Genomic DNA, 25953 nt, shown 5'->3' with positions numbered 1-25953 from the left:
ATGAGCCTAATATAGTTGTAGAATAACCAAAAGAAAAATTAAAGTTATTCGATAATTGATAAGGATAGGCTTATGCATCACGCCAGTTTCCGCCAGCTCCAGTCGCTGGTGCTGATCGCCCGGCATGAAAGCGTGTCGCGCGCGGCCGACGCGATGCACGTCACGCAGCCGGCGGTTTCGTTGCAATTGCGCACACTCGAGGAAATCGCCGGCATCGCCCTGACGCGCAAGCTGGGCCGCAACATCCAGCTGACCGCCGCCGGCGAGGTGATGGTCGACTTCGCCGAGCGCATCCTGCGCCTGTGGGACCAGGCCGGCGACGAGCTGGCCGCGCTGCAGGGCGTGACCAGCGGCACGCTGCGCATCGGCGCGGTCACCACCGCCGAGCACTTGCTGCCGCCGCTGCTGGTGCCGTTCACCTTGGAGCGGCCCGACGTGCGCCTCAAGCTGCAGGTGGGCAACCGCGCCGAGATCGTCAACATGCTGGCGCGCCACGAGATCGACCTGGCCATCATGGGCACGCCGCCGCGCGAGCTGCGCACCAACGCGGCCCGCTTCGCGCGCCACCCGATGGCCTTCGTGGCCAGCCCGACGCACGCGCTGATGAAGAAGCGCAAGGTGAGCTTGAACGACGTGATGGGCTACAACCTGCTGGTGCGCGAGCGCGGCTCGGGCACCCGTTCGGCGATCGAGCGGCTGTTCCGCGACAGCGGCCATCCGCTCAACTTCGGTTCCGAGGTGTCGAGCAACGAGGCGATCAAGCGCATGGTGTCGGCCGGCTTGGGCCTGGGCTTCCTGTCGGTGCACGCCTGCGCGCTGGAGTTCGAGACCGGCCTGCTGGCGATCCTGCCGATGCAGGAGAACCCGGTCGAGGCCGACTGGCACGTGATGCACTTGACCGACCAGCCGATCCCGAAGGTGGCGGCGGCCTTCCAGGACTATGTGATCGACAACGGCCAGGACCTGGTGCGGCGCGAATTGGAGGGCTTCTACAAAAAGATCGGCCGCAAGGCGCGCGCGCCGGCGCCCTAGGTCTGCCGCGCCCCCGGCTCAGGCGGCCGGGCGTCCCTCGCCGGCTCAGCCGGCCGGGCGCGGCAGCGGCAGCGTTTTGAAGGCGCGCCAGGCCTTGAGCACGGCGCCGGTCTCCTGGCCTTGCTGGGCCAGCAGGTAGCCGCGCGCGAAGGCGATCGACTCGGCGCCGCCGCTGTGTTCCTGTTGCAACTGCGCCAGCAGGCGGCCGGCCACGCTGAGGTCGTTGTGGCGGCCCAGCTCGTCCTGGATCGCCGTCAGCGCGCCGATCTGCCGGCGCACCCCGCCGGCGCGGTACAGCGGCTGGAAGAACTCCAGCGCGTAGCGCGCCTTCTTGCCGGCGATGCGCAGGCGGTGCAGGCTGGCGGCGTCGCCGTCGGCGATGGCCTTGCCGCGTTCGAGCAGGCGCTGCTGGTTGCGCTTGATGGTGTCGCGGGCGAATTTTTGCAGCGGCCTGGCCAGCGTCGCGCCGTCCAGTTCGGCCTGCGCCGGCAGCTCCAGCAGCCAGCTGCAAAAGCGCAGCAGCAGGCGGGTGTAGCGCGGCGACAGCAGCGCCTGGGCGGCGTCGCGGCGCGCCTGCTTGGCCTGCAGCAGCACCGGCTGCTGGATCGCCAGCAGGTGGCGCAGCGCGGCCGGCGAGTCGGCCAGCCTTTGCAGCGTGCCGCCCGACAACACCTCCCAGTCGCGCGCGCCGCCCAGCACGCCGCCCAGCCAGTCGATTTCCTCGAGCAGATCGGGCGGGCAGGGCGCGGCGCCGTCGAACAACTTGAGCGCCGAGCGCAGGCGGCGCACGCCGACGCGCATCTGGTGCACGCTCTCCGGGTTGTCCGTGTGGATGACGCCGTCCTCGTTGGCCTGGATCTGTTGCAGGCAGCTGTCGACGATCGCCTGCATGCCCTGCAGCACGCTGGCGCCGGCCGGCAGCGCCGGCGCGCGCGCCTTGCTGACGATGGTGCCGGACTGGCTGCACAGGGCATAGCCGCGCTCGGCCTTGCTGGTGTTGCTCAGGCGCAGGGGGATGTCGTCCAGCAAGGCCAGCGCGAAGGCGTACAGGCCCTGCGGGCTGCCCGACTTCAACTCCAGTTCGATCTCGTTGACGGGGCTGCTGTGCTCCTGGTGTTCGACGCTGCCGTGGTCGAGCACCAGCTCGATGTCGTCGTCGCCCACCCGCACGTCCCATTTGTCGCGCTCGACGCGGACGGTGAACTGGGTCTCGAGCCGCTTGGCCAGGTCGCCGTCGAGCAGGGCGCGCCAGTCGGCGTCGGCGGCCATCATTTTTTTCAGCTTGCCCAGCTCGGGCCAGGCGCGCTTGACCGGCCCCTCCCATTCGTTGCGCTGGTGCAGGCCGCCTTGCACGCTGCCGCCCGCCTTCATCGTCTGGACCCACATGCCGTCGATCTGGCGCACGCGCAGGCCGGCCTGCTGGCGGCGCAGGGCGAAGTCGGCGGTGTCGAAGTAGCGCGCCAGCAGGTTCTGGTGGCTGCTCCGGCCGTCGCTGTGGGCGGCGACCAGGGGGTGTTGGCGCAGGCGCTCGTTGTCGTTGGCGTCGAGCAGGAGTTTGAGTTCGATTTCCATTGCGGTGCTCATTGTTGTGCCTTCTGCGATGCGCGTTCCACCACCCGGCCCCAGGCCGGCACGGCGACGCGCCAGAACTGTTCGACGCTGTTGGCGGCCAGCTCCAAGCCGAGCAAGCGCGCGGCCGGCAGCAGCGCGCTGTTCAATAGTTGCTCCACCGGGGCGCCGTTGTCGAAGGCCTGCGCACCCGTTTGTTTGGACAGCTTCTCGCCCGCTTCGTTGCTGACCACCGGCACGTGCAGATAGCTCGGCTGCGGTAGATCAAGCAGATGTTGCAGGTAGAGCTGGCGCGGTGTCGAGTCGATCAGGTCGGCGCCACGGACGATGTCGGTGACGCCCTGGGCGCCGTCGTCGACCACCACGGCCAGCTGGTAGGCCCAAAAACCGTCGGCCCGCTTGACCACGAAGTCGCCGACCTCGTCGCACAAATCCTGGCTGAGCCAACCCTGCCAGCGGTCGGTGAAGCCTAGCACACGCAAGGGCTCGGCGCCGCACGGCACGCGCAGGCGCAGCGCGCGCGCGACGCGGCCGGGCGCCAGGCCGTGGCGGCAGGTGCCGGGGTAGATTTGCGACTGGGCCTGCTTGCCCGTCAGGCTCAGCTGTGAGTCGGCGATCTCCTTGCGCGAGCAGGCGCAGGGGTAGACCAGGGCGCCGAGTTGCTCCAGCGCGGCCTGGTACAGGGCGGTGCGCCGGCTCTGCCAGGTGACCTCGCCGTCCCACCGCATGCCGCAGCGTTGCAGCGAGGCGAGGATGTGCTGGTCGGCGCCGGCCACGTTGCGGTCGCCGTCGACGTCCTCGATGCGCACCAGCCAGCGGCCGCCGTGCAACCGTGCATCCAGATAGCTGGCCATGGCCGCCACCAGCGAGCCCAGGTGCAGCGGGCCGGTGGGCGAGGGGGCGAAGCGCCCGATGTATTGTGCTTGTTCACTCATGCCGCAATTCTAGCGCCTGCGGCGGCGGCGAGCCAGGAGCCGCCGCCAAGGCAGATGACCAGGGTCAGACCCTAGGGTCTGACCCTCAGCTTGCGGCCGTGATCTTTCTCGATTTGGCGGCCTTGGCGTCAGGCGGGCAGGGCGGCGAGGATCTGCCGCAGCTCCTGCTCGGCCGCCGCCGGCAAGGCCTGCAGCGGCAGGCGCGGCAGGCCGGCGTCGAAGTCGAGCAGGCGCAGGCCGGCCTTCACCGTGGTCGGCAGGCCGCCCTTGACGATGAACTGCAGCAACGGCAGTTGCTGCAGGAAGCAGGCGCGCGCCGCCGCCAAGTCGCCTTCCTGCACCGCGCGGTACAGCGCCAGCGGCAGCGCCGCGTGCAGATTGGGCGCGGCGGTGCACCAGCCGGTGGCGCCGGCCGTCAGGGCGGCGAAGGCCAGCGGGTTGCTGCCGTTGTAGAAGGCGATGTCGCCCCGACCCAGCTGCATCAGCCGGTTCATGCGCTGGATGTCGCCGCTGCTCTCCTTGACCATGGTGACGTTGTCGATCTCCTTGACGATGCGCACGATCAGCTCGGGCGGCATGTCGATGCCGGTGGTGCCGGGGTTGTTGTACAGCATGATCGGAATGCTGATGGCCTGGGCGATGGCGGCGTAGTGGGCGAAGATCTCGTCGGCGCTCAGTTTCCAGTAGGCCACCGGCAGCACCATCACCGCGTCGGCGCCGTGGCGTTCGGCGAACTGGGCGCGGCGGATGGCGTTGCGCGTGGTCAGGTCGGAGATGCTGACCACCACCGGCAGCCGCTTGGCCACGCTGGCCAGCGCGGTGGCGGCGACGGCGTCCCATTCCGCGTCGGACAGGTAGGCGCTCTCGCCGGTGCTGCCCAGCGGGGCGATGGCGTGGACGCCGTCGGCGACCAGTTTGTCGATCAGCTTGGCCAGCTGGTCCAGCGCGGGGCTGCCGTCGGCGGCGAAGGGGGTGACCGGGTAGGCGATGATGCCGTGGAATTGTGCTTGCATGATGTGCTTCCTTTTTTCAATGTGGGTGGGGTGCCGTGCCGCGCGCGGCTCAGGCCAGGCAGTCGGCGTGTTGGCGCAGCGCGCGGCGGGCGTAGTAGGCGAAGCTGACGCTGCTGCGCTTGGCGGTGGAGATCCAGTCGTGCGCCTCGCGCGCCAAGGCCGGCGGCAATGGCTTGATCTGGCCGGCGGCCATCGCCAGCAGTTGCAGCTGGGCGGCGCGCTCGATCAGCAGGGCCAGCATGCAGGCCTCCTCGATGCTGGCGCCGACCACCAGCTGGCCGTGGTGGGCCAGCAGGATGGCGCGCTTGTCGCCCAGCGCGGCGGCGATGATCTCGCCCTCCTCGTTGCCCACCGGCACGCCGGGCCACTCGCCGAGGAAGGCGCAGTCGTCGTACAGCGGGGTGGTGTCCATCTGCGCGATTTGCAGCGGCAGCGCCAGCATCGACAGTGCCGCCACGTGGGTCGGGTGGGTGTGGATGATGCACTGCACGTCGGGCCGCTGGCGGTAGACCCAGCTGTGGAAACGGTTGGCCGGGTTGGGGATGCCCTTGCCGGACAGCACCTCCAGATCTTCATTGACGTGGAGCAGGTTGGCGCTGGAGATCTCGTCGAAGCCCAACCCCAGTTGCTGGGTGTAGTAGGTGTCGGCCTGCGGCGCGCGGCAGGTGATCTGGCCGGCCAGGCCGGCGTCGTGGCCGGCGTCGAACAGGATGCGGCAGCTCAGGGCGAGCTTTTCGCGCTCGCTCCAATGGTTGTCGGCGATGCCGTGCGCCAGCCGCTGTTGGGCGATGGCGACCAGCTGGTCTTTCGGTAGGGTCAGGGTATTGGCCATGTCGGGCCTCCAATGTGGGATGGAAGGGAGGTGCCACCGTCGACGCTCCGGATCGCCTGAAATGACACAAGGATTAGTATAGGACACAAGGTGTCATGTAGTAAAATGTTTTTTTCGTTGGAATGCGCGCTCATGACGATACGTCTCAAATTGCTAAGAAAGCAAAACGGTTGGTCGCTCGAACTGCTGGCCGAAAAGACCGGTTTGACCAAGAGTTATCTGTCCAAGGTGGAGCGCGGCCTGAGCGTGCCGTCGATCGCGGTGGCGCTGAAACTGGCCGCCGCCTTGCAAGTGGATGTGGAACAGTTGTTCGCCGGTGGGCAGAACGCGGCGATGATCAGCGTCACCCGGGCGGCCCAGCGGGTGGCCGAGCCGGGCGCCGGCGGCAAGGGCGGCTACGCCAGCATCGCCGCCGACGTCGGCCCCAAGCGCCTGTTGCCGTTCATGGTGTATCCGCCGGCCGATTTCGTCGCCTCGGCGTTCAAGGAGCACGCCGGCGACGAGTTCCTGTTCGTCCACAGCGGCGCCGTGGAGATCGAATTTCCCGACGAAACCGTGCGCTTGGAGGTGGGCGACTCGCTGTACTTCAACGCGATGACGCCGCACCGGGTGCGCAGCGTCGGCCCGGCGCAGGCCGAGCTTCTGCTGGTGGTGAGCAACACGCCGGACGCCTAGTTGTACGCGGCGCCGCCCGGGTTTAGATAGGCCATGAAACTTCTGACCGAGATTTTTCTGCGCGCCGGCCGCTCCGCCGTCGAGCTGGCCTTCTTCATCCTGCTGCCGGTGATGGTGGTGATGCTGTCGCTGATGCGCCTGCTCGAAGCCAAGGGCATACTCGACTGGCTGGTGGCGCGCCTGGCGCCGCTGCTGTTGCCGCTGGGCCTGACCGGGCTGTCCATCTTCGCCCTGTTGCAGATCAGCTTTGTCAGCTTCGCCGCGCCCATCGCCACCCTGGCCATGATGGACCAGCGCGGCGCCTCCGACCGCCACCTGGCCGCCACCCTGGCGATGGTGCTGGCCACGGCGCCGGCCCCACCGCCTGGATGGGCGTGATGGACGAGATGATTGAGCACGGCACGGCCGACGCCGCCATGCTCAACCGCAGCGCCGGCTTCCTGCTCAACCCCTTCGACCTGCCCGGCGTGGCGATCCTGGTCTCGTCGGGCGCCGTGTCGCCGGCGTCTGGCGCCAGGCCGCGCTGGGCGCCTGCGTCGGCATCGCGCTGCGCAGCGTGGCCCACCTGCTGCTGGCCTGAGGCCGCGCCGGCCGATTGCTGCACTGCGCAAGAGGTCGCGCTTCGGCGCCGCGCGCCGCTGGCATACAATGTGCGGCGCGGCAAATACACCGACCGCACCCCAACCTCATTCGCGATTAGGATCCCATGCAAAAAATGTCCCCGTCCTTTGTAGCCTCCGCCCTGGCCATCAGCCTGGCGCTGGCTTTCCCCGCCCATGCCCAGCAAGGTAAAACCGCGCCGGTGGTGCAGGAGGCGCCGTTGCGCGCCCATCTGGCCTTCCTGTCGAACGACGTGTTGGAAGGTCGCGGCACCGGCCAGCGCGGCGGCGACCTGACCGTCGCCTATTTGGAATCGCAGGCGGCGGCGCTGGGCCTGAAGCCGGCCAACGGCGCCAGCTTCCGCCAGTCGGTGAAGATCGCCGGCATCAAGTCGACCCCGGCCGAGAGCACGCTGCACATCGAGGTTGGCGGCCAGACCTTGCCGCTGAGCTTCGGCCAGGATTGGGTGTGGGCGCCGGGCGACGCCAAGCCGGTGCATAGTTTCGACAACGGCCTGGTCTTCGTCGGCTACGGCATCAGCGCGCCGGAAGTGGACTGGGACGACTTCAAGGGTGTCGACGTGACGGGCAAGGTGGTGGTGATGATGGTCAACGACCCGCAGCCCACCGCCGAGCAGCCGAACCGCTTCAACGGCAAAGGCCTGACCTACTACGGCCGCTGGACCTACAAGTTCGAGGAAGCCAAGCGGCGCGGTGCCGCCGGCGTGCTGCTGATCCACACCGACGCCACCGCCTCCTACGGCTGGAGCGTGGTGCAGAACAGCTGGGCCGGTCCGGAACGCTTCCAACTGGCCGAAGGCGCGCTTGGTAGCGGCCTGCACGGCTGGATGACCGACGCCACCGCGCGCAGCCTGTTCAAGGCCGCCGGCCAGGACCTGGACGCGCTGCGCGCCGGCGCCGAACGCAAGGACTTCAAGCCGGTGGTGCTGGCCGCCAAGGTCAGCGGCGAGATGAAGGCCGCCGTGCGCCTGCTGGAGCAGTTCAACGTGGCCGGCATCGTGCCCGGCACCGATCCGAAACTGAAGGACGAGGTGGTGATCTACAGCGCCCACTGGGACCACCTGGGCAAGCAAGGCACGGGCGCCGACACCATCTTCAACGGCGCCGTCGACAACGCCTCGGGCACGGCCGCGCTGCTGGCCATGGCCAAGGAGGCGGTGCATTCGCCGGCCCGCCGCAGCCAGATGTTCCTGTGGGTCGCCGCCGAGGAGCAGGGCCTGCTGGGCAGCGCCGCCTACGCCACCGCGCCGCTGTGGCCGCTGGCCAAGACGGCCGCCAACCTGAACCTGGACAGCCTGAACTTTGTCGGCCTGACGCGCGACATCGGCACCCAGGGCAGCGAGCGCACCGAGCTGGGCAAGATGGCCGAGGCCACCGCCAAGCAGATGGGCATGCGCATCTCCGCAGCCGAGCCGGACCTGGCCGGCGGTTACTTCCGCAGCGACCACTTCAACTTCGCCAAGGGCGGCGTGCCGGCCTTCTCGATCGAGGCGGGCCACGACTACGTGAAGAACCCGGCCGCCGCCAAGAAGGCGGTGGACGCCTACGCGGTGCGCTACCACCAGGTCAGCGACGAGTACGATGCCGGCTGGGATCTGTCGGGCATGACGCAACAGGCGCAGTTCACGCTGAACCTGGGCCGCCGCGTCGCCGACGCGCCGGCCATGCCGGCCTGGAAGGCGGGCGATGCCTTCGGCAAGGTGCGCGCGGCCAAGTAATTTGATGTGAAAACGGCCGCCTCGCGGCGGCCGTGCGGGCGCCGAGTCCGTAGTAATTGAGTATCAATGTACGCTTTTTCTCTGAAATGAGCGCCTTGCTACTCTTTCAAATTGACTTCGTTGCGCCAATACTGCTACTCTTTATACTCAATTTAAGAGAAATGAGTATTATTGTGAGCAATATCGTGGATGAACTTCAACATGCACGAAAGGCCGCCGGCCTGACCCACGACACGCTGGCGTTGCGCGCGGGCGTAAGCCGGATGACGGTTCAGCGTACCGAGGCCGGGAAGATCGATCCGCGCCTGTCGACACTTCTGGTACTCGCGCGCGCGCTCGGCATGGATTTGATGCTGGTGCCGAAGGCGTTGCGACCGGACCTGGAGGATTTTGTTCGCTCGGGCGGCCGCTTCCTTGGCCAGCCTTCAGGCATCGGCGCGCCGCCGTCGCTGGTCGACGAGCTGCTGCAGCCTGATGAACCTGCCAAAAAACATACCTCTGCCAAGAGCAGGCGATGAGCACGTCCATTCGCTACCTGCGGATGTTTCTGCACTCGCCCGCGGGCGCCAAAAACCTCATCGGCTACCTGTCACAGTACGGTGACATCCTGCGGGTGTCGTTCAACGACGATTACGTCAACGATGTCGGGCGCCCCACATTGTCTTTGGCTTACCTTGGCGCCAGCGAGGCCGCCACGAGGGCGATCTTGACCGCCCCCCGCGATGTCCGCCTGTCGCGCAGCGACGGCAAGTGGCCGTCCTACTTCCAGAATTTGCTGCCGGAGGGGCACAACCGCGACCGGCTTGCGGCGCAGCGCGGATGTGGCACTGACGACGAATTCGAGCTGTTGGCTGCAGCCGGCCATGACTTGATGGGAGCGATTGAAGTCGAACCGGTTCCCGCCGATGAGGGCATCCCGGATGCGGTGCGCCACTGGCACACGGCCCTGGGCCTGGACGTGCTCGAACCTGGTTTCGTTGAGTTTCCGGTGGAGGATGCGGCGGCGCTGCCAGGTGTCATCACCAAATTCTCGGCGGTGCTCGAGGGCCGCCGCTATGTTGTCAAACGTCACGGCGCGGCCGGCTCAACCATCCTCAAGCTGCCAAGCACTCGGCATCCCGACCTGGTGGTCAACGAATTCAAGGGCTACCAACTCTGCAAAGCGCTGGGCTTGGACTGCGCCAACGCTTCGGTGATTTCGCGGGACGATGCGGAGCTGCCGGAAAACCTCCCGTTCGAGGATATTCTGGCGGTGCAGCGGTTTGACCGGGGCCCGGCCGGCCAACGCATACACATGGAAGAGTTCGCCCAGGTGCTGCGCTACGACCCCAAACATAAATACGGCAAAGGGCTTCGGAAGGACTATTCGGACATGCTGCGCGTCATCGACCAGCTATCCGCGCGGCCTGCCCAGGATGTGCAGGAATTCGTCAACCGCTTCGTGACGTTCATCCTGATGGGCAATACCGATGCGCACTTGAAGAACTGGGCGTTTCGCTATCCGGATGGGGTCGAGCCGGAGCTGGCGCCGCTGTACGATCCGGTGTGCGTCACGGCATTCTTCGACGGTGTATCAGAACATGACTATGCGCTCAATCGGGCGATCGACAAGACGGTGCGGGCATTCACTTGGGATGACCTCGACACCTTGCTCGAAAGAGCCAGGGTGATGCGGCGCGGCCGCGTCCTGCAGGTCGCCAAAGGCGTGGCCGCCAAGGCCAAGGCGGACTGGCCGGAACTCCTCGGCGACGCGCCCGATAGTATGCGACGTGCGATCAGCGAGCGTTTGGCCGGCGGGGTCGCATTGGCCAAGATTCCGTTCGCTCCCGCGCCGGCCCGGCGCGCGCCGCCCTCGACGGCGATGTAGAGCGCTGTCCTCCTCGCGGCCGCTGCCTACAGCTTCTTCGCCTGGCCGCGCAGCGCCTCGAGGGTGCGCGGCAGGCTCTTCTTGCTCATGATGTCGACGATCCAGCCGAGGCCGTAGGGCACCGGGCCCGGGTCGGCGTAGACCACGTATTCGACCACCGACTTGGCCGGGTTGGCCGGCAGCGGACTGAACATCCAGTAGCCGGTGGTGTCGGCGATGGTGTCCTCGATCTTCAGCTCGGCCGGCACCAGCTTCCAGTTCAGCTGGCAGGTGGCGCCGCGCTGCTTGGCGTCTAGCTGCAGGCGGTAGCGCTTGATTTTTCCCAGCGGCAGTTCCAGCGTCATGTCGACCAGCACGTTGTGCTCGTTGGCGGCGACCACCTGCGCGCTTTTGGTGTTGGGCATGTAGGCGGCGTAGGCCGGATAGTCCTGCACGATGGCGCACAGTTTCTGCGCCGGCGCGTCGATGATGGTGGCGGCGGCGAAGGACTTGCCGGGCAGGGCGGGCCGGTTCAGCTCGACCACGTCGATCTGCTCCTCCGACAGGCGCTCGTGGGCGATGTAGACGGGCGGCGCGGCGCTCTGCGCGCCGGCCTGGCCGCCGAACAGCGCGCTGGCCAGCAGCAGCGTGCCCAGCGAGGGCGCGCGCGGCGCTTCCGGCGCCGCTCTCCAGGGGAAAGGTGGCAGGGGGCGGAGCATGGCGTCAGTGGTGGAAGGCCACGGTGATGACGGTGCCGCTCAGGTCTATCCCCTTGATGGCGATGCTGCCGAAGCTGGGGCCGTCGGTGCCCTTGATGCGGATGTTCTGGAAGTTCAGCTCGCCGATCGAGGTGGGCAGGCGCAGGGTCAGCGAGCCGTCCTTGTTGATGGTGGCGGCCGCCTTGCTCGGGTCGTAGACGACGTTTTTCATGCTCATGTCCGATTCGAGGAAACCCAGCACCGGGTGGACGATCTTGGCGATGTCGCCGACCGCCTCGACGCCGTTGTGCTTGATCTGCTCCTTGACGTGGGCCACCAGGTCCTCGCTCATGCCCTGGGCGGCGGTGTCGCTCATCTCGTCCTCGGTCAGCAGCTGCATGCCGGACTGCTGCTTGGTCAGCAGCACCGGCGTGGTGATGGTCAGCGCCGGCAGCGCCTCGACGGCGTAGGCCTCCAGCGGCGCCAGCAGCGAGGTGGCGATGGCCGCCGCCAGGCGCAGGTTGCGCTGGGTGTGTAGGATGTCGTTGACGTGCTCGTGGGTGATGATGTCCCACTCGGCGAAAATGTCGCCCAGCCGCTGGCCGGTCTTGCGCTGGTGTTCGATGGCGGCGTCGAGCTGCTCCTGCGAAATCAGCTTCTTCCTGACCAGCAGCTGGCCGAACATCGATTTGTGGTGGTTTTGTGACAGCCATCCCATGGCGGACTCCGTTTGTGGTGGTGGAACTACAAAGTGTGTTCAGGCGATCAGCTTGCGCAGCATGCCCGCCGCCGCCGCCGCCGCAGCCGTCGGCGCCGGCTGCTGCTGCTGCTGCTGCTGCTGCTGCGCTGGCTTGGCCAGCAGCGGCGGCGGCGGCCCCGGCTGGTGCGCCATCTGCACGATGTCCGACGGCGCCATGCCGAACCAGCGTTTGCAGGCGCGGTAGAAGGCGCTCGGCTCGGAGAAGCCGAGCTGGAAGCTGAGCATCTTCAGCGACAGCTCGCCGCTGCGCAGCGACTGGCGCGCCAGCTCGCGGCGGGTGTCGTCGACCAGGCTGGTGAAGCTGGTGCCCTCCTCGGCCAGGCGGCGCTGCAGGGTGCGTTCGCTCATCATCAGATGGGCCGCCACCTCGTCGCGGTGCGGCGGCCCCTTCGGCAGCAGGCTGGCCAGCATGGCCTGCACCTTGGCCGCGAAGCAGGGCGGCTCGGCGCGCGCCAGGCTGGCCAGGGCGTGCCGGCCGTTGCCGTTCTCCAGCGGCTGGTTCCGCGGCAGCGCCATGACCAGCTCGGTGTCGGAGAACTCCATCACGTTGTGCGGCATGTTGAACTTGACCGGGCAGCCGAAGGTGTCGCTGTAGACCTGGGTGTTGGCCGGCTGCGGAAAGGCGTACTCGACCACCACCGGGGTGGCGTCGTCGCGCCCGGCGGCGCAGCGCAGGGTGCGCAGCAGCACGCACCAGACGAAGTCGTAGCGTTGTTGCGGCACCACACGCTGGCGTCCCGGCAACAGCATGCCGACCCGGGTGTGGCCGTGGCAGCGCTCGATGGTGCTCTGCACGGTGGGCGAGTCGAGCATGATCTGGCCCATCACGCCGAGCCAGCCGAGCCGGTGCGGCGTGGAGATCTTCAGGCCGAGCAGGGGGTCGCCGGACTTTTCCACCAGCAGCTCCCACAAGTGGCTGAGCTTGTCGGACAGGGTCAGCGCGTCGCAGGCCAGGCCGTCGCCCTCGTCGAGGCCGGCCTCGGCGAACAGCGCCTCGGCCTCGACGCCGGAATGGGCCAGCCGCGACTTGACGCCGCGCACCAGGTGCAGTGCCGATGAATAGCTCATGCCGCCTCCTGCGCAGTGGGGCGGAACGGGCGCGCCGATGATGCTTCAGTGAAGTGCGTAGACAAGGTGGACCTCCTGTATGTCACCACTGCGTTGGACGAAACGGTGGCCGCGCCGGGCGCGGCAGAGCTGCCGGGCTGCTTGCATCAGGGCGTGACGGCGGCGCGCAGGCGCAGGCCGATGCGCTCCTTCAAACCCTGCAGCTTGGGGTCGATCACGCCGCGGGTGTCGCTGGCGACGCCCTCGCCGAGCAGCTTTTGCATCTCCGGCACCATCGCCTCGAACTTCTTCTTCACCGGCGACTCGAGGATGACGACCAACTGGCGCAGCTCGTCCTCGGAGAAGCGCTCGGCCAGCAGCGGCGCCACCGTCGAGGGGATCAGCTTGTCGGCGCTGCCGACGGTGATCGGGCTGGCCTCCTCCATGAACTTCTTCGCCTCGGCGACGATGTCGGCCATGGCGGCGTCGCGCTTGTCGGCGGCGGCGCGGCCCTGCAGCATGGCGCGCGCCTGTTGCACGGCGTCGGCCACCGGCGCCTGCAGCATGCTCTGGCCGATGGCGTCGATGCGCCACAGTTGCAGGATCTTGTTGACCAACTCCTGCTTGGCCGCCGGCACCGGCGCGGCGGCGCCGGCCAGGCCGGCGGCGCAGAGGGCGAGGACGAGGACGGCGCTCTTGGCTTGCTGTATTGTGGACATTGTTGCGGACATTGCTTGCACTCCTATAAAAATCCGGCCGGGCGGCGTGCCCGGCCGTGCGGCCGGGATCAAAAACGGTGGCTGAAGTTGACGCCCATATAGCGCACGCGGATGTCGCCGGAGACATCCAGCCCGGCGTACGGGTTGTAGATCACGTTCAAAAAGGTGTTGCAGTTGAGGTTGCAGTCGCTGTTGGCCGGCACCTTGAACTTGCCGACCATGTAGGCGCCGCTGACGCTGATGTCGCTGTTCTTGCCCAGCTTGTAGTTCAGGCCCAGGCCGTAGAGCTTGGTGTCGGGCAGCGGCGCGATCAGGTCGATCTTGTCCGACGGAATCGAGCTCTTGCGCGGCTCGTAGCCCATGCGCAGGGTCAGCTTCTCGGTCGGGAACAGCTGCAGGCCGAAGCCGAAGTTGAGCACGCTCTTGTAGCCGCGCGGAATGGTCAGCTTGCTCGAGTTGGGGATGCCGTACAGCCGCGCCACCTCGAGCAGTTTGATGCTCTGGTCGAACTGGAAGGTCAGCTCCTTCCACTCGCCCCACTTGGCGTAGCTGGCGTCGACGTTGAGCTGGACGTATTTGACCGGCTTCAGCTTGACGCCCACCTGCAGGTGCATGGGGAAGGGGATGGTGGCGCTCAGGTTGCCCTTCTGCTGCGCCGGGATCGACGAGGGGAAGCCGAGCACGGCGCCGGCGATCGGGCCGAGCAGGCTGGCGTTCAGGCCGTGGACGAAGTTGCGCAGCATCGGCTCGGTGTTGAACACGTAGGTGCCGCTGTAGCTGGTCTTCGAGCCGCCCTGGTAGACCGCGCCCAGCGCGAACCAGGGCCTGGGTTCCCACAGCACGCCCAGGTTGATGGTCGGGTCGAACGGCGCCGTCATCTCCAGGCGCATGTGGGCGGCCTTCTTGAACGGGTTGACCATGCCCTCCTTGCCGCCGCCGCAGACGCCGAAGCCGAAGGTGTCGATGATGTTGCCGCCGTCCTCGGGGCACCAGCCCTGCTGCAGCTTGCCGAACACGCCCAGCAGCTCGTTGGGGAAGCGCATGTTGGTGTCGACCACGAAGGCCGAGTGGGCGATCGGCACCGAGACGCCGAAGCGCAGCGTGTCGGAGAACTTGTAGCCGACCGAGGGCGCCAGGTAGACCAGGCGCTGCAGCTGCACCTGGCGGCCGCCGAACTGGGCCGGGTCGTTGACGTCCTTGGTGCGGTCCAGGCTCATCGCCTGCGACATATAGCTCTGCGTGGCGAAGGTGAACGGCGAGCCGGCCTTGTTCCAGGCCATGCCGACGCCGGGGATGATGACGCCGGGCAGGCGCCAGCCGGGCTTGCCGTAGGCCGGCACGTACATGCCCTGGCGCACCGGGCCGCCGCTCTGGCCGCTGACCGGGTCGTTGCTCCAGCCGCCGACCTCGAAGCCGGGCGGCGCCTGGAAGCCCGAGGCCGAGCGGATCGAGGCGCCGAAGGCGTGGAAGCTCTCGCTGTCGCCGCTCAGGCGGGCCAGGCCGGCCGGGTTGAAGTGGATCGAGTCGATGCCGGGCGGGTCGGCGGTGACGGCGTTGCCCAGCGCCATGGCGGCGACGCTGGTGGTCAGGTTCTCGGTCAGCGCGGCGCGGGCCGGCGCCGCGCACACGGCGGCGGCGGCCGCCACGGCGAGCAGGCGCAGCGGCGCCGCGCCGGCGGCCGTGCCGAGGCGGGCGCCGAGGCCGGCGCGGGCGCCGGCGCGGCCGGCGGCGGTGGCGGTGGCGCGCATTTAGAAGGCCAGCGGCAGATTCAAGCCCACCGTCAGATTGGGCGAATCGGCGGTCAGGCCGATGCCGACCGACAGGTTGACGGTGGTCTTGGGCGAGACGCGGTAGCCCAGGCCCAGGTTGAGGATGCCCGAGGTCTGCATCGCCGTCTTGACCTTCAGGCCGTCGGCGAAGGTCAGCTTGGAGCCGGCCGCGATGGCCTGCTGGAAGGAGATCGTCGTCGAGATGCCGTACGACAGGGCGTAGGCGAAGCCCAGGCCGAAGCCGACCGAGGCGCCGGGCTGGACCCGGGTCAGCACGCGCGTGCCGTTGACCTGCCACAGGTTCTTGGCCGGCAGGCTGGCGGTCAGGTTGATCGAGCCGAACAGGGCGACCGGGTCGACGATGCGGTTGACGTTCAGGCCGCCGGTGAAGGAGGTGACGCCGGCGCCGGTGGCCTGGCCGCTGCCGGCGACGATCTTGAACGGGCTGCGCCCGCTGGGCAGGCGCATGCTGCCGGTGACGGTCATGTTGGGCCTGTCGCGGCGCGCCTCGAGCGGCTGCCAGCGCGCGCCCAGGCCGATGTCGCCCAGCGAGTTGGACAGGCCGCTGTTGCCGCGCGACTCGGAGTACTTCGAGATCAGGGGCAGGGTGACGTTGCCGGTCAGGTTGTCGAGCAGGCCGTAGTCGGCCGACAGGGTGTTGGTGATGGTGTGGGCGCTGGTGTTCTCGATGTCGAACAGGGTGATGCCGCCGCCGGCCAGGTCGGTGACGATCTTCTCCTGGCCGATGTAGCTGTAGCTCAGGTCGTAGCTGACCTGCAACTGGCGGCGGCGGATCAGCGAGTATTGCTTGTCGACGGCGGTCAGGGTTTGCTTGAGCAGGGCGCTCTGGTCGCCCTCGCCCTCCTTCTTGGCCAGGGCGTCGCGGGCGGCGGCGGCGTCGGCCGGCTTGGCGCCGGCGTCCTGCGCCGAGGAGGCCGGCGCCATGGCCGGCGCGCTCTGCGCCAGCGCCGGCGCCGACATGGCCAGCAGGGTGGTGGCGACGGTGGCCGTCAATGCGAATGCAGCTTTCACAGCGGCGGGCAGAGTGCGAAGAGTCATGCGGGATCCTTGTGGAAAAAAGTGAACGCTGCAAAAAAGTTTATTGACGGTGCATCCAGGTGCCGGTGGCGCCGGAGTTGACGGCCCGCTCCAGCAGGTGGCTGGCGTGGTTCATGGCGTCGAGCCGGCCCTGGTGGGTGACGCGGTCCATGTCGACCACGCCCAGCTCGCGGTCCGACAGGGCCAGCCGGGCCGGCGCGCTCTGGCCCTTGGCCGGCGAGAGGATGAACAGGGTGTTCTTGTCCCACAGGCCGGCGAATTCGGACAGCGAGAAGACGATGTTGCCGGCCGACGGGTCGGCGATGTAGACGACGCCGTCGCGGATGCCGCGCAGCACCACGAAGTGCTTGGCGCCGGCGTAGTCGATCGGCACGATGGCCGGCTGGTCCAGGGTCAGCAGGTCCTTGATGTCGGCCTTGAAGCCGGCGCCGGACACGCCCAGCGAGGCGACGTAGCGCTTCATGTCGAGCAGCGAGAAGCCGCGCCGCTCGATGATCTTTTCCTTCTCGCCCTTTTCCAGCATGCCCTCCATGGCCTGCTGCTCGTTGACCTTCAGGCCCAGGTGGTAGGTCAGGATGGTCACCAGCGCGGCCGAGCCGCAGCTGTAGTCGAAGGCCTGGCGCACGATGTGGCGGTACTTCAACTCGGAGAACGGCTCGAGCGTCACGCTCTGGCTGTACTGGCCGCCGCCCAGCATGGTTTGCGGCATCTCGAACTGCCCTTGCGGGCGGTCCTGTGGTTCGTGTCGGGACATGACACCGGCGCCGCCAATGATGGCGGCGACTACGCCCAGCAGGAGCATCAGCATGGGATCAGGCGGCGCGGCCGGTGCCGCCGCGAGGCGTGTGCAACATGGCCCGGGGGCGGTGGACGGGGGCGCGGCGCGCGCCTGCCCTGGACGCGGGGCGGCCGAACAGTGTGATCATTTTGTCTCCATCTTTTATATGAATAGAACGGTCGTGCTTTATTAAGCCGACAACACTTCTTATTTTTTTGTTATTTATTAACGCATGCTTTGCGCCGGCCCGGCATCTGTTTTTTTAGAAAGGAAGCTCTAGGAAATGTTGCAAAACCTATGCTAACGCAAGCAACAGCCGCACAACACCGCGCTCACTCTGTGTGGCTCCCGGGGCCAAGTGCTTGGCTTTGCAAGTCAGTGTGAAAGGCTAGACCGGGGCGGAGGGCGGCCCCTATCATTAATTTAATTAATATTCAAATATTAAGATTTTCACGGCAAGCCGGCCCGGCGCGACGCCATCCCAGGATTGCCGATACCGGCGGCAACTCCAGGGGGGAATCCCTGGCGGCAGGGCCCCGACAAGGGGCCAGGGCGGGGCGGTCGTGACATAAGAGCAAGACGGTAATTCGGTAATCAACCTTCGCACTCATACAACTATTCTTGGAGATAAACATGCAAATCATCAAATCCGCAGTCGCCGCAGCCCTGGCAACCCTGGCCCTGTCCGCCTCGGCCATGACCCCGATCCAGGACGCCGAGCTGAGCACCGTCAGCGGCCAGGACGGCGTGTCGATCGCGGCGAACCTGAACATCAAGATCGACTCCTTCGTCTACACCGATACCGACGTGGTCGACGCCAACGGCCTCGGTGGTGGTTCGGTCAGCTTCAACGGCATCAAAATCAACGGCCTGATCGCCGCCAGCATCGACATCCTGTCGCGCAACTCCTTCCTGCAGGCCGCCGGCGCCGCCGGTGTGACCAATCCGGGCACCTTCTACAACGCCGCAAGCGGTGGCGACGTGGTGCAGATCGCCATTCCGGCCGACGTGCAAGTGGCCGCCGGCAAGCTGCTGAACGTCTCGGTCGATTCGATCAAGATGGGCCACAGCACCGCGTCGTACGGTTCGATGGCGATGAACCAGATCGACCTGCGCGGCACCCAAGTCTGGATCTGGGCGCACTAATCGTCCGACGGTCCGAGCAGGACGGCCGCGCCCGCGGCCGCTCCCGACTGGACCGACAAGCCGCCGGCGCCGCCGGCGGCCTGTCCTCCCTCCGTGCGGGCGCAGAACGCTCGCCCACTGCGCGATCGAACCGACCATGACAACCACCACATTCCCGCCGGGCCGGCTTGCCGTCCCGTCCACCCCGCGCCTGTCGCCGCGGCGTCTGCTGCGCGCGCTGCCCCTGCTGGCGGCGGCGCTGGCGATGCCGTCGAGCTGGGCGCAATTGAAACCGCTGAGCGACGAGGAGATGTCCAACTCGCGCGGCCAGGGCCTGCTGGCGATGAACAACAGCAGCCTGGGCGGCTACGACTTCACCCGCGTCGCGCTCGACGCCGACATCACGCTGAGCGCCAACTTCCGCAACATGCGCCTGGGCGAGTACAACTACGCCGCGCGCAACGGCGGCGGCGCCGACATCGACATGCCCTATCTGCAGTTCGGCCGCAGCGACGCCGGCGAGGCGCAGCGCCTGGTCCACATCAGCAACCCGTACTTCGAATTCGTCTACCGCAGCGCGGCCGACAACGCCACGCGCGAGGTGGTCGGCATGCGCTTCGGCTTCGACGCCGTCAGCGGCGACGTCGGCCTCAAACTGAACACCCTGTCGGGCTCGCTGCGGGTCGGCGCCACGGCGGCCGACGGCAGCGCGCTGCTGCTCGATTCGCGCGGCGACACGCTGGGCGGCGGCAAGCGCTGGGACGGCGCCTGCAGCGCGCCCTGCCTGCCGATGGCCCAGCTGGGCGGCGTGCGGGCCGGCGACGCCAGCGGGCCGAGCCGCGACTTCTGGATCTCCGCGCTGAAGACCGGCGTGCAGTTCCAGGCGCCGTCCGGCAGCACGAATTTGCCCGACATGGCGCAGGCCGGCATCTGGCTGAACTGGCGCGACAAGTTGCAGGCCATCAGCACCAACAGTCTGGTGCCGCCCAACCTGCCGAAGGTGCGCTGAGCATGCGCGCGCCACCAACTTCGCTGGCGCCGCGCCGCGCCGCGCTGGCCGCCGCCGCCGTCGCTGCGGCCATCGGCGCCGCCGTGCCGGCGGCGCCGGCGCTGGCGCTGGAGCCGCTCAGCGACGGCGCCCTGTCGAACGTGCGCGGGCGCGACGGCGTCAGCTTCGATTTGAACGGCTTCGCCATGAGCGGCGACGCCCGCGTCACCTACACCACGGCGCTCGGCGCCAGCGTCTACGTCGACCATTTCGCCGCCGCGCGCAGCGACAACCCGCTGCCGTTCTCGGACCCCTACCGGCTCGACATCGTGCCCGGCGCGCCCGGCCTGGCCGACGTCATCAAGCTGGCCTTCCCGCTCAACGCCAACGGCGAGCAGCGCTGGCAGTTCGCCTACGACTGGGGCGTCAACGCCGACGGCGTGGCGCGCGGCAACGGCAGCGTGGTGATGAGCGATGTGGTGATGTCTGGCGGCGGCTTGCAGTTCTCCACGCCGCAGGTCAACGACGGCGTCGCCTTCGGCGCCGCGCTGCGGCTCGACGTCGGCCAGCTGGCGCTGCGTCCACGCGGCCGCGACTACAGCGGCGAGCAGATGGCCTTCAGCGGCATCCACCTGGGCGGCGTCGACGCCAACGGCAACTTCAACCAGACGCCGTGGGCCATCGCCGACGTGGCGGCGCAGCCGGCGGTGATCAACGCGCTGACCGACGAGACCGGCCCGCGCCTGCACATCGGCATCGACTGGCCGGACGGCCGCTACGGCACGGGCGCGGCGCCGGCCGGCGGCCTGCTGATCGACAACATCTCCTTCAGCAGTCCGGGCCAGCCGACGGTCGACCTGGGTTCCTCGCGCATCGGTTCGATGCAGATCCAGTATCTCGACATCAAGTTCAGGCGCTGAGATGCGGCCCGCACACTTCCTTCCCACGGCGCTGGCCGCCACGTTGCTGCTGGCTAGCCTGGGCGCGCGCGCGGCCGGGCCGCTGCGTGCGCTCGACGACGCCGAGTTGTCGCAGGTCAGCGGCGGCGACGGCATCAGCTTCGCCGCCCACGTCGTGCTGAACGATCCGACCCTGGTCGGCGCCGTCAGCGACAGCCGGCTCTCGCTCGGCTTCAACGGCGACGGCCAGACACGCTATGTGGTCATCAAGAACCTGCGTGGCGTGGTCGACATGTTCGCCGTCAGCCTGGGCGTCAAGCAGCGCGGCGACGGCGGCGGCGACTACATCCAGATCGGCCTGCCCGGCTATGTGCACTACACCAATTTCGGCTTCGAGTCGCTCAGCGTGCAGAGCGATCCGAACGCCGCCGTGACGGGCAACCTGGGCAGCCTGAACATCAACGGCACCGTGTCCCTGCAGGGCCAGGTGCGGCTGTGGTCGCATTGAACTAGCGCCGCCCGCCGCGAGGGTCAGACCCTAGGGTCTGACCCTGGGGTGGCGCCCGCTGCTGGTCGCCGTTTGCCGATGAACTCGCTGGCATAGCCCAGCAGCGCCGCCGCGGGGAAGGCCAGTCCGGCCCACAACACGCCGCGCCAGCCGTGCTGGGCGAACATCCAACCGCCCAGCGAGGAGCCGAGCGCGCCGCCGGCGAAGAAGATGGCGATGTACAGCCCGTTCAAGCGGCTGCGCACCTCGGCGCCGAGCGAGAAGATGGCGCGCTGGCCCAACACCAGGTTGGCCGACACGCCCATGTCCAGCAGAATCGAGCTCAACACCAGCAGGCCGAGGTCGGCCACACGCCCCCATTGCAGCAGCAGCGGCAGCACGAAGGCCAGCGCGCCGATGGCCAGCGCGGCGGCGGTGGTGGCGCGCGTGTGGCCGCCGTCGGCCAGGCGGCCGGCGATCGGCGAGGCGATCGCGCCGGCCACGCCGACCAGGGCGAAGATGGCGATGCCGGTCTGGCTTTGCTGGAAGTAGGGGCCGGCCAGCACCAGCGGCACGGTGGTCCAGAACAGGCTGAAGGCGCCGAACATGCAGGCCTGGTAGAGGGCGCGGCGGCGCAGCACCGGGGTGTCGCGCAGCAGCTGCCACATCGAGGCGAGCAGGGCGGGGTAGCGCAGCGTCGAGTCCGGCTGGCGCGGCGGCAGCTTGCGGCGCAGCACGAAGGCCAGCGCCGCCGTGCCCAGCGCCGACAGCACGAAGATGCTGTGCCAGCCGAAGGCGTCGGCCACCAGGCTGGCGACCGGGCGGGCCAGCATGATGCCGAGCAGCAGGCCGCTCATCACCTTGCCGACCGTCCGGCCGCGCGTGTGCGGCAGCGACAGGTGGGCGGCGAAGGGCACCAGCACCTGGGCGGCCACCGAGCCGAGGCCGATGCACAGCGCGGCGGCGAGGAACAGCGGCGCGCTGCTGGTGCAGGCGGCGGCCAGCAGGGCCACGGCGCTGGTGAGCAGGGCGGTGAAGATCAGCCGGCGGTTTTCCAGCAGGTCGCCGAGCGGCACGATGAACAGCAGGCCGAGGCAGTAGCCGATTTGCGTCAGCGTGACGATCAGGCCGGCGGCGCCCGGCGTCAGGCCGGTGGCGCGGCTGATCGGGCCGACCAGGGTTTGCGCGTAGTAGAGGTTGGCGACGATCAGGCCGCTGGCGATGGCCAGCAACCAGACCATGCCGGGGGCGATGTCGGCCGGCGCCGCCGGCGTGTCGGGCGCGTGGTGCGCGGTCGGATGCGTGGCGCGTTGGCTGTGTGGCTGGGGCAAGGCGTGCTCCTGAGTTAGCTAGCAGGCTATTCTAACCGGCCCGGCAGTTAGCTGCCGGGCCGGCCCCGTCTTGCCGTCGTTGCTGCGCCGCCGGCGCGCTTGCGCCGATTTTATGCCGGCTTTATGCCGACGCTACGCCAACTGCTTGTGCACGTCGGCGGTGATCTCGTAGGAGCGCAGGCGCTGCGCGTGGTCGAAGATCTGCGAGGTGATCATCAGCTCGTCGGCGCCGGTGCGGGCGACGAAGGCTTGCAGTTGCCCGGCCACCGTGGCCGGCGCGCCGATGGCCGAGCAGGACAGCACGGCGTCGAGCATGGCGCGTTCCGGCGGCGGCAGTTGTTCGAGGTAGCCGGCGCGCGGCGGCGGCAGCTGGCCGGGCCGGCCGCTGCGCAGGTTGACGAAGGCCTGTTGCATCGAGCTGGCGCGGAAGTGGGCGTCGGCGTCGCTGTCGGCGGCGAACACGTTGAAGCCGAGCATCACATACGGCTTGTCGAGCTGGGCCGAGGGCTGGAAGTTGTTGCGGTACAGCTCCAGCGCCTGCATCATCATCTGCGGCGCGAAGTGCGAGGCGAAGGCGAACGGCAGGCCGAGGTGGGCCGCCAGCTGGGCGCCGAAGGTGCTCGATCCCAAGATCCACAACGGCACCTTGGCGCCCCGGCCGGGCACCGCCAGCACGCGCTGGCGCGGATGGTCGGACAGATAGTCCTGCAGCTCCTGCACGTCCTGCGGGAAGGCGTCGGCCTCGCTGTCGAGGTTGCGGCGCAGGGCGCGCGCGGTCAGCTGGTCGGAGCCGGGGGCGCGCCCGAGGCCCAGGTCGATGCGGCCGGGGAACAGCGCCTCGAGCGTGCCGAACTGCTCGGCCACCACCAGCGGCGAGTGGTTGGGCAGCATGATGCCGCCGGCGCCGACGCGAATGGTCGAGGTGCCGCCGGCGACGTGGGCGATGACCACGGCGGTGGCGGCGCTGGCGATGCCGGGCATGCCGTGGTGCTCGGCCAGCCAGTAGCGCCGGTAGCCCCAGCGTTCGGCGTGTTGCGCCAGGTCCAGCGTGTTGCGGAGCGATGCGGAAGCGTTGCTGCCTTCGGCGATCGGCGAGAGGTCGAGGATGGAGAGTGGGATCATCGTCCGCATATCGGGCCGTTGCTGCCGCTTTCAATGAAGGCCCTGATTTGGATGTGGGTATCGCTTTGCCAGCCACTTGGCGCGGAGGCGGGCGCCGCACTAATATGATTCAATCCATAAGAATGGTTTTGAATATCGCAATTGATATCGATATATTATTGCAAATTGATGTAATTATTTCATGTTGTAATCGGTTTTTAAAAATCGCAAGTAATCGATAAAAGCATTTCCCGAGGCCGCATCATGCTTTACCATTGGAAACGGTAACGCATTCTGCGGCCTTCTTTTATTCCAAATTATTCTCGTTCATCCAAGCTGTTCGATGCCAGCGCGCGCCCGCCGCCGGCAGGGGAAACTGTATGTGGTCGATCTTGCCATTGCGCTCTTCTTGCTACGCATTCTGTCTCCTCCTGCTCGGCCTTTCGGCGCACGCGGTGGAGATGAGCGTGCCGGGCGGGCCGGCGGTCCTCGCGGCGCCGATCCAGTTGGATGGGCCGGATGTCGCCGACCCGGCCCAGCGCCGTGGCGCGCTGTTCCGTGTGCGCCACGACGGCCGCAGCGCCCACCTGTTCGGCACCATCCATGTCGGCAAGCAGGCGTTCTTTCCACTGGAGCCCGAAGTGACGCGCACGCTGTCCGATTCCGGCGCCCTGGTCATCGAATTGGACATCCGCGACAACCTGCCCTTCCAACAGGCGCTCGACAAACACGGCCGCTATCCGGCCGGCGACAGCATCGTCCACCATCTGGCGCCGGCCACGCTGCGCCAGTTGGTGCAGGCGCTGGCCAAGGCCGGCCTGCCGCTGCGCACGGTGGAGCAGTACAAACCCTGGCTGGTGGCCAACATCCTGGTCGGCATGCAGCTGGAGGGCCACGGTCTGGAACGGGGCCAGGGCGTCGAATATTTCCTGCTGGCCGCCGCCAAGCGCCAGGACAAGACGGTGCGCGAGCTGGAGAGCGCCGACTACCAGCTGGCGCTGTTCGACTCGCTGGACGACCGCCAGCAGGAGCAGTATCTGCGCGAAAACCTCGCCGACCTGGACAGCGGCCGGGCGCTGCGCAATTCGCAGAGCCTGATCGACGCCTGGAGCGCGGCCGACGCGCCGCGCATGAACGCGCTGTGGCGCGATTTGACCAGCGGCCCCACCATCTCGGCGAGCTTCCTGCAGGAAACGCTGCTGGGCAAACGCAATCCGGAGATGGCCAGCGCCATCGAACGCATCATGCAGCACGATCAACGGCCGTTCGTCGGCGTCGGCCTGCTGCATTTACTCGGCGAGAACAGCGTGCCGCAACTGCTCAAGCGCCGGGGCTACGAGGTCGAGCGTATCTACTGAGGCCGGCTGCCGGCCGATAGCGCTCTGCTGCAGGGGCTGGCGGCCAGCAGGAATGCTGCGCCCAGCCAGGCCGTGCGATGTTGGATAGTCATGCCGATCTCCCGAGCTTGATTGTTTTGCCCACGTATTTTATTCAAGCAAAAAATTGAATATAGTCTTTTCACGTAGTCCGCCCTTCGTCATAGAAAAAACGCGCAATTGATGTAAGAGCAGAAACCAGCGTTTTTGTTCTTTCATCCCCATTCGGATATTGAGCTACATCAAACCGAAACTCCCTCGAGTTCGCTACCTTGACTATCCTGCAATATTTGACAGGCAGGCAATTTCTTGCCTGCCACGAAACAGTTGATAAATCTCAAAAGAATCAGGCTGTGAGCAAGCAATAATCGTTCGGTCGAAATCCAAGGGGGGCACTATGATGCGGATGCATGCAACGGAAAATATTATTGAGGAAATAATTGCTTCTACCTATGGCGAGCAACTCGATGCGCGCAAGCGGCATGTGTTTGGCCAGGCTTTGCAGGGGCTGGTGCGGCTGGCCAAGGCCGAGCAATTGCTCGACATCCGGCTCGACGCGCAACGTGCCGCCGGCCTGTCCGGCAACGCCAGCGCGCGGCGCCAGACCCGCGCCATCCTGCGGCGGATCGGTTTGGATCTGGAACTGGACCAGGTGCAACGCAAACTGGAGTTTGGCGACGGTACGGACATCGCGGGCGACGACGGCCCGGGCGGCGCCGGCATGCGCGACGGCCTGTCGCGCGATTGACGCCGGAGGGTGCCGTTCAGGCGGCCGGCAACACCTTGTAGCGGCTCCATAACGCCCACATCAGCAGCGAGGTGAGCAGGGCGGCGTTGCAGTCGACCAGCCAGTCGGAGACCGTGCCGTGGCGGTAGGGGAAGAAGCTCTGTATGTATTCGTCCAGCGCGCCCATCAGCATGATGGTCAGCAGGGCCTTGCCGGCGCGCCATGCCGGCGTGCCGCTGCCGCCGGTGAAGACCAGGAAGGCCAGGCCGGCGTAGGCGCAGGAGTGCAGGATCAGGCCGGAGGCGACGTTGCCGATGTCGCTGCGGGCGCCGGGGATCGAGCCGAGGATCAGGATCAGCAGGTACAACACCATCGCGCCCCAGTAGCGCAGTTTGGCGTGGCTGTTGGTCAGGAGTAGTTGAGCGAGCAGGGTGCGCATGGTGAGCCGGGCGAAGGAAAGAGGCGAACGATATCATGTCCGCCGGCCAAAAAAAGCCCGCTGTTGAAAGCGGGCTGAAAAACCCGGTTATGGGTCAAGAGAGCGGGATGAAGAGAACGGTAGCTGGCGTCGCTGCGGCAGCGGCGCCGTGGAAAGGGGAGTGGCGCGCCGGACGGGTCCGGCGCACCTGCCTGCGGTCATGCACATCGGTTGCATGTACCGCAGATGTGAATCAGTATAAGGGGGCTATGTGACGCTGTTATGACAGTGCGCAAGGGCGTGCCGGCAACGCGGCGGGGCGTCGCGCCATGGCCCGTGGAAATGCTCCAGGCCGAAAAATGGACAAAAAAAAGCCCGCTGGTGAAAGCGGGCTTAAAACTATTTTCTTGGAGGAGAATAGTGGAGACAGG

Annotated in this window: 27 protein-coding genes; 13 read left to right on the top strand and 14 right to left on the bottom strand. The window is 67.4% G+C overall.

Annotation, left to right across the window (positions count from 1 at the left end; all coding sequences use genetic code 11):
- The first annotated feature begins 72 nt into the window (after window positions 1-72).
- A complete protein-coding gene (locus BM252_RS10910; RefSeq protein ID WP_093387433.1) occupies window positions 73-1032 on the top strand; it encodes a LysR family transcriptional regulator in 960 nt (319 codons plus the stop codon).
- A gap of 45 nt (window positions 1033-1077) precedes the next feature.
- On the opposite strand, the gene BM252_RS10905 is transcribed toward BM252_RS10910, so the two are convergent.
- From BM252_RS10905 to BM252_RS10890, 4 genes are all read right to left on the bottom strand, one after another.
- The gene (locus tag BM252_RS10905; protein WP_093387432.1) at window positions 1078-2604 is read right to left on the bottom strand and encodes a CYTH and CHAD domain-containing protein; all 1527 of its coding nucleotides are present in this window, start codon (window positions 2602-2604) and stop codon (window positions 1078-1080) included.
- Between the two features lie 8 nt (window positions 2605-2612).
- On the bottom strand, window positions 2613-3536 hold the full coding sequence (gene gluQRS, locus BM252_RS10900) for a tRNA glutamyl-Q(34) synthetase GluQRS (protein ID WP_093387430.1): 924 nt from the start codon (window positions 3534-3536) through the stop codon (window positions 2613-2615).
- Window positions 3537-3664: 128 nt separating this feature from the next.
- The gene (locus BM252_RS10895; protein WP_093387429.1) at window positions 3665-4549 is read right to left on the bottom strand and encodes a dihydrodipicolinate synthase family protein; all 885 of its coding nucleotides are present in this window, start codon (window positions 4547-4549) and stop codon (window positions 3665-3667) included.
- Window positions 4550-4598: 49 nt separating this feature from the next.
- The gene (locus BM252_RS10890; RefSeq protein WP_093387427.1) at window positions 4599-5381 is read right to left on the bottom strand and encodes an aldolase; all 783 of its coding nucleotides are present in this window, start codon (window positions 5379-5381) and stop codon (window positions 4599-4601) included.
- 132 nt (window positions 5382-5513) lie between these two features.
- Here BM252_RS10890 and BM252_RS10885 point away from each other — a divergent pair, with 132 nt between their 5' ends.
- The 6 genes from BM252_RS10885 to BM252_RS10865 all read left to right on the top strand — a co-directional run bounded on the left by BM252_RS10885 (window position 5514) and on the right by BM252_RS10865 (window position 10261).
- Complete coding sequence (locus BM252_RS10885; protein WP_093387425.1) at window positions 5514-6056, top strand: helix-turn-helix domain-containing protein; 543 nt, start codon at window positions 5514-5516, stop codon at window positions 6054-6056.
- Between the two features lie 33 nt (window positions 6057-6089).
- Window positions 6090-6434 (top strand): nucleoside recognition domain-containing protein, encoded by a 345-nt coding sequence (locus BM252_RS31400; protein ID WP_217429902.1) that lies wholly within the window; start codon window positions 6090-6092, stop codon window positions 6432-6434.
- Window positions 6434-6790, top strand: a complete 357-nt coding sequence (locus tag BM252_RS31395; RefSeq protein ID WP_217429901.1) for a hypothetical protein — start codon at window positions 6434-6436, stop codon at window positions 6788-6790. Before BM252_RS31400 ends, BM252_RS31395 begins: the two co-directional genes overlap by 1 nt.
- Window positions 6763-8394, top strand: coding sequence for a M28 family peptidase (locus BM252_RS10875; protein WP_093387423.1), 1632 nt, complete (start codon window positions 6763-6765; stop codon window positions 8392-8394). Before BM252_RS31395 ends, BM252_RS10875 begins: the two co-directional genes overlap by 28 nt.
- A gap of 173 nt (window positions 8395-8567) precedes the next feature.
- A complete protein-coding gene (locus tag BM252_RS10870) occupies window positions 8568-8912 on the top strand; it encodes a helix-turn-helix domain-containing protein (protein WP_342742501.1) in 345 nt (114 codons plus the stop codon).
- Window positions 8909-10261 (top strand): type II toxin-antitoxin system HipA family toxin, encoded by a 1353-nt coding sequence (locus BM252_RS10865; protein WP_093387420.1) that lies wholly within the window; start codon window positions 8909-8911, stop codon window positions 10259-10261. Before BM252_RS10870 ends, BM252_RS10865 begins: the two co-directional genes overlap by 4 nt.
- Window positions 10262-10287: 26 nt before the next feature.
- Here BM252_RS10865 and BM252_RS10860 read toward each other — a convergent pair whose 3' ends face one another.
- The 7 genes from BM252_RS10860 to BM252_RS10830 form a co-directional block, all read right to left on the bottom strand.
- Entirely contained in the window at window positions 10288-10959 is a 672-nt protein-coding gene (locus BM252_RS10860; RefSeq protein ID WP_093387418.1) for an SRPBCC family protein, read from the bottom strand.
- A 4-nt stretch (window positions 10960-10963) separates the two neighbouring features.
- Window positions 10964-11656 (bottom strand): cyclic di-GMP-binding domain-containing protein, MshE-related, encoded by a 693-nt coding sequence (locus BM252_RS10855; protein ID WP_093387415.1) that lies wholly within the window; start codon window positions 11654-11656, stop codon window positions 10964-10966.
- 39 nt (window positions 11657-11695) lie between these two features.
- Entirely contained in the window at window positions 11696-12766 is a 1071-nt protein-coding gene (locus BM252_RS10850) for an AraC family transcriptional regulator (protein WP_093387413.1), read from the bottom strand.
- A gap of 146 nt (window positions 12767-12912) precedes the next feature.
- Window positions 12913-13476 (bottom strand): DUF2059 domain-containing protein, encoded by a 564-nt coding sequence (locus BM252_RS10845; RefSeq protein WP_093387410.1) that lies wholly within the window; start codon window positions 13474-13476, stop codon window positions 12913-12915.
- Between the two features lie 56 nt (window positions 13477-13532).
- Window positions 13533-15212 carry an OmpP1/FadL family transporter gene (locus BM252_RS10840; protein ID WP_093387408.1) on the bottom strand — a complete coding sequence of 560 codons (1680 nt, stop codon included), beginning with the start codon at window positions 15210-15212 and terminating at the stop codon, window positions 13533-13535.
- Window positions 15213-16292 carry a transporter gene (locus BM252_RS10835; RefSeq protein WP_093387405.1) on the bottom strand — a complete coding sequence of 360 codons (1080 nt, stop codon included), beginning with the start codon at window positions 16290-16292 and terminating at the stop codon, window positions 15213-15215.
- 40 nt (window positions 16293-16332) lie between these two features.
- Window positions 16333-17046 carry a C39 family peptidase gene (locus BM252_RS10830; RefSeq protein ID WP_245774193.1) on the bottom strand — a complete coding sequence of 238 codons (714 nt, stop codon included), beginning with the start codon at window positions 17044-17046 and terminating at the stop codon, window positions 16333-16335.
- A gap of 657 nt (window positions 17047-17703) precedes the next feature.
- Here BM252_RS10830 and BM252_RS10825 point away from each other — a divergent pair.
- The 4 genes from BM252_RS10825 (at window position 17704) to BM252_RS10810 (ending at window position 20590) form a co-directional block, all read left to right on the top strand.
- Window positions 17704-18216, top strand: coding sequence for a DUF6160 family protein (locus BM252_RS10825; protein ID WP_093387400.1), 513 nt, complete (start codon window positions 17704-17706; stop codon window positions 18214-18216).
- Window positions 18217-18352: 136 nt separating this feature from the next.
- Window positions 18353-19204 carry a hypothetical protein gene (locus BM252_RS10820; protein ID WP_245774192.1) on the top strand — a complete coding sequence of 284 codons (852 nt, stop codon included), beginning with the start codon at window positions 18353-18355 and terminating at the stop codon, window positions 19202-19204.
- A gap of 2 nt (window positions 19205-19206) precedes the next feature.
- Window positions 19207-20103 carry a hypothetical protein gene (locus BM252_RS10815; RefSeq protein ID WP_245774191.1) on the top strand — a complete coding sequence of 299 codons (897 nt, stop codon included), beginning with the start codon at window positions 19207-19209 and terminating at the stop codon, window positions 20101-20103.
- A 1-nt stretch (window position 20104) separates the two neighbouring features.
- Window positions 20105-20590 (top strand): hypothetical protein, encoded by a 486-nt coding sequence (locus tag BM252_RS10810; protein ID WP_093387397.1) that lies wholly within the window; start codon window positions 20105-20107, stop codon window positions 20588-20590.
- A gap of 23 nt (window positions 20591-20613) precedes the next feature.
- Here the strand turns inward: BM252_RS10810 and BM252_RS10805 are convergent, their stop codons facing one another.
- Both BM252_RS10805 and BM252_RS10800 read right to left on the bottom strand, forming a co-directional pair.
- Window positions 20614-21810 (bottom strand): MFS transporter, encoded by a 1197-nt coding sequence (locus BM252_RS10805; RefSeq protein WP_093387720.1) that lies wholly within the window; start codon window positions 21808-21810, stop codon window positions 20614-20616.
- Window positions 21811-22032: 222 nt separating this feature from the next.
- Window positions 22033-23022: an LLM class flavin-dependent oxidoreductase gene (locus BM252_RS10800; RefSeq protein ID WP_093387395.1), complete on the bottom strand. Its 990-nt coding sequence runs from the start codon at window positions 23020-23022 to the stop codon at window positions 22033-22035.
- Between the two features lie 440 nt (window positions 23023-23462).
- On the opposite strand from BM252_RS10800, the gene BM252_RS10795 reads away from it, so the two are divergent.
- Both BM252_RS10795 and BM252_RS10790 read left to right on the top strand, forming a co-directional pair.
- Window positions 23463-24359, top strand: a complete 897-nt coding sequence (locus BM252_RS10795) for a TraB/GumN family protein (RefSeq protein WP_093387392.1) — start codon at window positions 23463-23465, stop codon at window positions 24357-24359.
- A gap of 415 nt (window positions 24360-24774) precedes the next feature.
- Window positions 24775-25125: a hypothetical protein gene (locus BM252_RS10790; RefSeq protein ID WP_139236406.1), complete on the top strand. Its 351-nt coding sequence runs from the start codon at window positions 24775-24777 to the stop codon at window positions 25123-25125.
- Window positions 25126-25141: 16 nt separating this feature from the next.
- On the opposite strand, the gene BM252_RS10785 is transcribed toward BM252_RS10790, so the two are convergent.
- Complete coding sequence (locus BM252_RS10785; protein WP_093387387.1) at window positions 25142-25543, bottom strand: VanZ family protein; 402 nt, start codon at window positions 25541-25543, stop codon at window positions 25142-25144.
- Window positions 25544-25953: the final 410 nt, after the last annotated feature.

The organism is Rugamonas rubra, assembly GCF_900114705.1.
Classification (GTDB): domain Bacteria; phylum Pseudomonadota; class Gammaproteobacteria; order Burkholderiales; family Burkholderiaceae_D; genus Rugamonas; species Rugamonas rubra.
Note: the sequence above shows the minus strand (reverse complement) of the source record. Positions and strands in the feature narration are given on the sequence as shown.

Bases quoted from the DNA above. Each gene is read 5' to 3' on its own strand.
- BM252_RS10830 (WP_245774193.1), bottom strand. From the start codon at position 17,046: ATGTCCCGACACGAACCACAGGACCGCCCGCAAGGGCAGTTCGAGATG.
- BM252_RS10860 (WP_093387418.1), bottom strand. From the start codon at position 10,959: ATGCTCCGCCCCCTGCCACCTTTCCCCTGGAGAGCGGCGCCGGAAGCG.
- BM252_RS10810 (WP_093387397.1), top strand. From the start codon at position 20,105: ATGCGGCCCGCACACTTCCTTCCCACGGCGCTGGCCGCCACGTTGCTG.
- BM252_RS10885 (WP_093387425.1), top strand. From the start codon at position 5,514: ATGACGATACGTCTCAAATTGCTAAGAAAGCAAAACGGTTGGTCGCTC.
- BM252_RS10855 (WP_093387415.1), bottom strand. From the start codon at position 11,656: ATGGGATGGCTGTCACAAAACCACCACAAATCGATGTTCGGCCAGCTG.
- BM252_RS31400 (WP_217429902.1), top strand. From the start codon at position 6,090: ATGAAACTTCTGACCGAGATTTTTCTGCGCGCCGGCCGCTCCGCCGTC.
- BM252_RS10875 (WP_093387423.1), top strand. From the start codon at position 6,763: ATGCAAAAAATGTCCCCGTCCTTTGTAGCCTCCGCCCTGGCCATCAGC.
- BM252_RS31395 (WP_217429901.1), top strand. From the start codon at position 6,434: ATGGACGAGATGATTGAGCACGGCACGGCCGACGCCGCCATGCTCAAC.
- BM252_RS10805 (WP_093387720.1), bottom strand. From the start codon at position 21,810: ATGGTCTGGTTGCTGGCCATCGCCAGCGGCCTGATCGTCGCCAACCTC.
- BM252_RS10845 (WP_093387410.1), bottom strand. From the start codon at position 13,476: ATGTCCGCAACAATGTCCACAATACAGCAAGCCAAGAGCGCCGTCCTC.
- BM252_RS10835 (WP_093387405.1), bottom strand. From the start codon at position 16,292: ATGACTCTTCGCACTCTGCCCGCCGCTGTGAAAGCTGCATTCGCATTG.
- BM252_RS10905 (WP_093387432.1), bottom strand. From the start codon at position 2,604: ATGGAAATCGAACTCAAACTCCTGCTCGACGCCAACGACAACGAGCGC.
- BM252_RS10820 (WP_245774192.1), top strand. From the start codon at position 18,353: ATGACAACCACCACATTCCCGCCGGGCCGGCTTGCCGTCCCGTCCACC.
- BM252_RS10815 (WP_245774191.1), top strand. From the start codon at position 19,207: ATGCGCGCGCCACCAACTTCGCTGGCGCCGCGCCGCGCCGCGCTGGCC.
- BM252_RS10800 (WP_093387395.1), bottom strand. From the start codon at position 23,022: ATGATCCCACTCTCCATCCTCGACCTCTCGCCGATCGCCGAAGGCAGC.
- BM252_RS10785 (WP_093387387.1), bottom strand. From the start codon at position 25,543: ATGCGCACCCTGCTCGCTCAACTACTCCTGACCAACAGCCACGCCAAA.
- BM252_RS10890 (WP_093387427.1), bottom strand. From the start codon at position 5,381: ATGGCCAATACCCTGACCCTACCGAAAGACCAGCTGGTCGCCATCGCC.
- BM252_RS10790 (WP_139236406.1), top strand. From the start codon at position 24,775: ATGATGCGGATGCATGCAACGGAAAATATTATTGAGGAAATAATTGCT.
- BM252_RS10865 (WP_093387420.1), top strand. From the start codon at position 8,909: ATGAGCACGTCCATTCGCTACCTGCGGATGTTTCTGCACTCGCCCGCG.
- BM252_RS10910 (WP_093387433.1), top strand. From the start codon at position 73: ATGCATCACGCCAGTTTCCGCCAGCTCCAGTCGCTGGTGCTGATCGCC.
- BM252_RS10895 (WP_093387429.1), bottom strand. From the start codon at position 4,549: ATGCAAGCACAATTCCACGGCATCATCGCCTACCCGGTCACCCCCTTC.
- gluQRS (WP_093387430.1), bottom strand. From the start codon at position 3,536: ATGAGTGAACAAGCACAATACATCGGGCGCTTCGCCCCCTCGCCCACC.
- BM252_RS10840 (WP_093387408.1), bottom strand. From the start codon at position 15,212: ATGCGCGCCACCGCCACCGCCGCCGGCCGCGCCGGCGCCCGCGCCGGC.
- BM252_RS10825 (WP_093387400.1), top strand. From the start codon at position 17,704: ATGCAAATCATCAAATCCGCAGTCGCCGCAGCCCTGGCAACCCTGGCC.
- BM252_RS10795 (WP_093387392.1), top strand. From the start codon at position 23,463: ATGAGCGTGCCGGGCGGGCCGGCGGTCCTCGCGGCGCCGATCCAGTTG.
- BM252_RS10850 (WP_093387413.1), bottom strand. From the start codon at position 12,766: ATGAGCTATTCATCGGCACTGCACCTGGTGCGCGGCGTCAAGTCGCGG.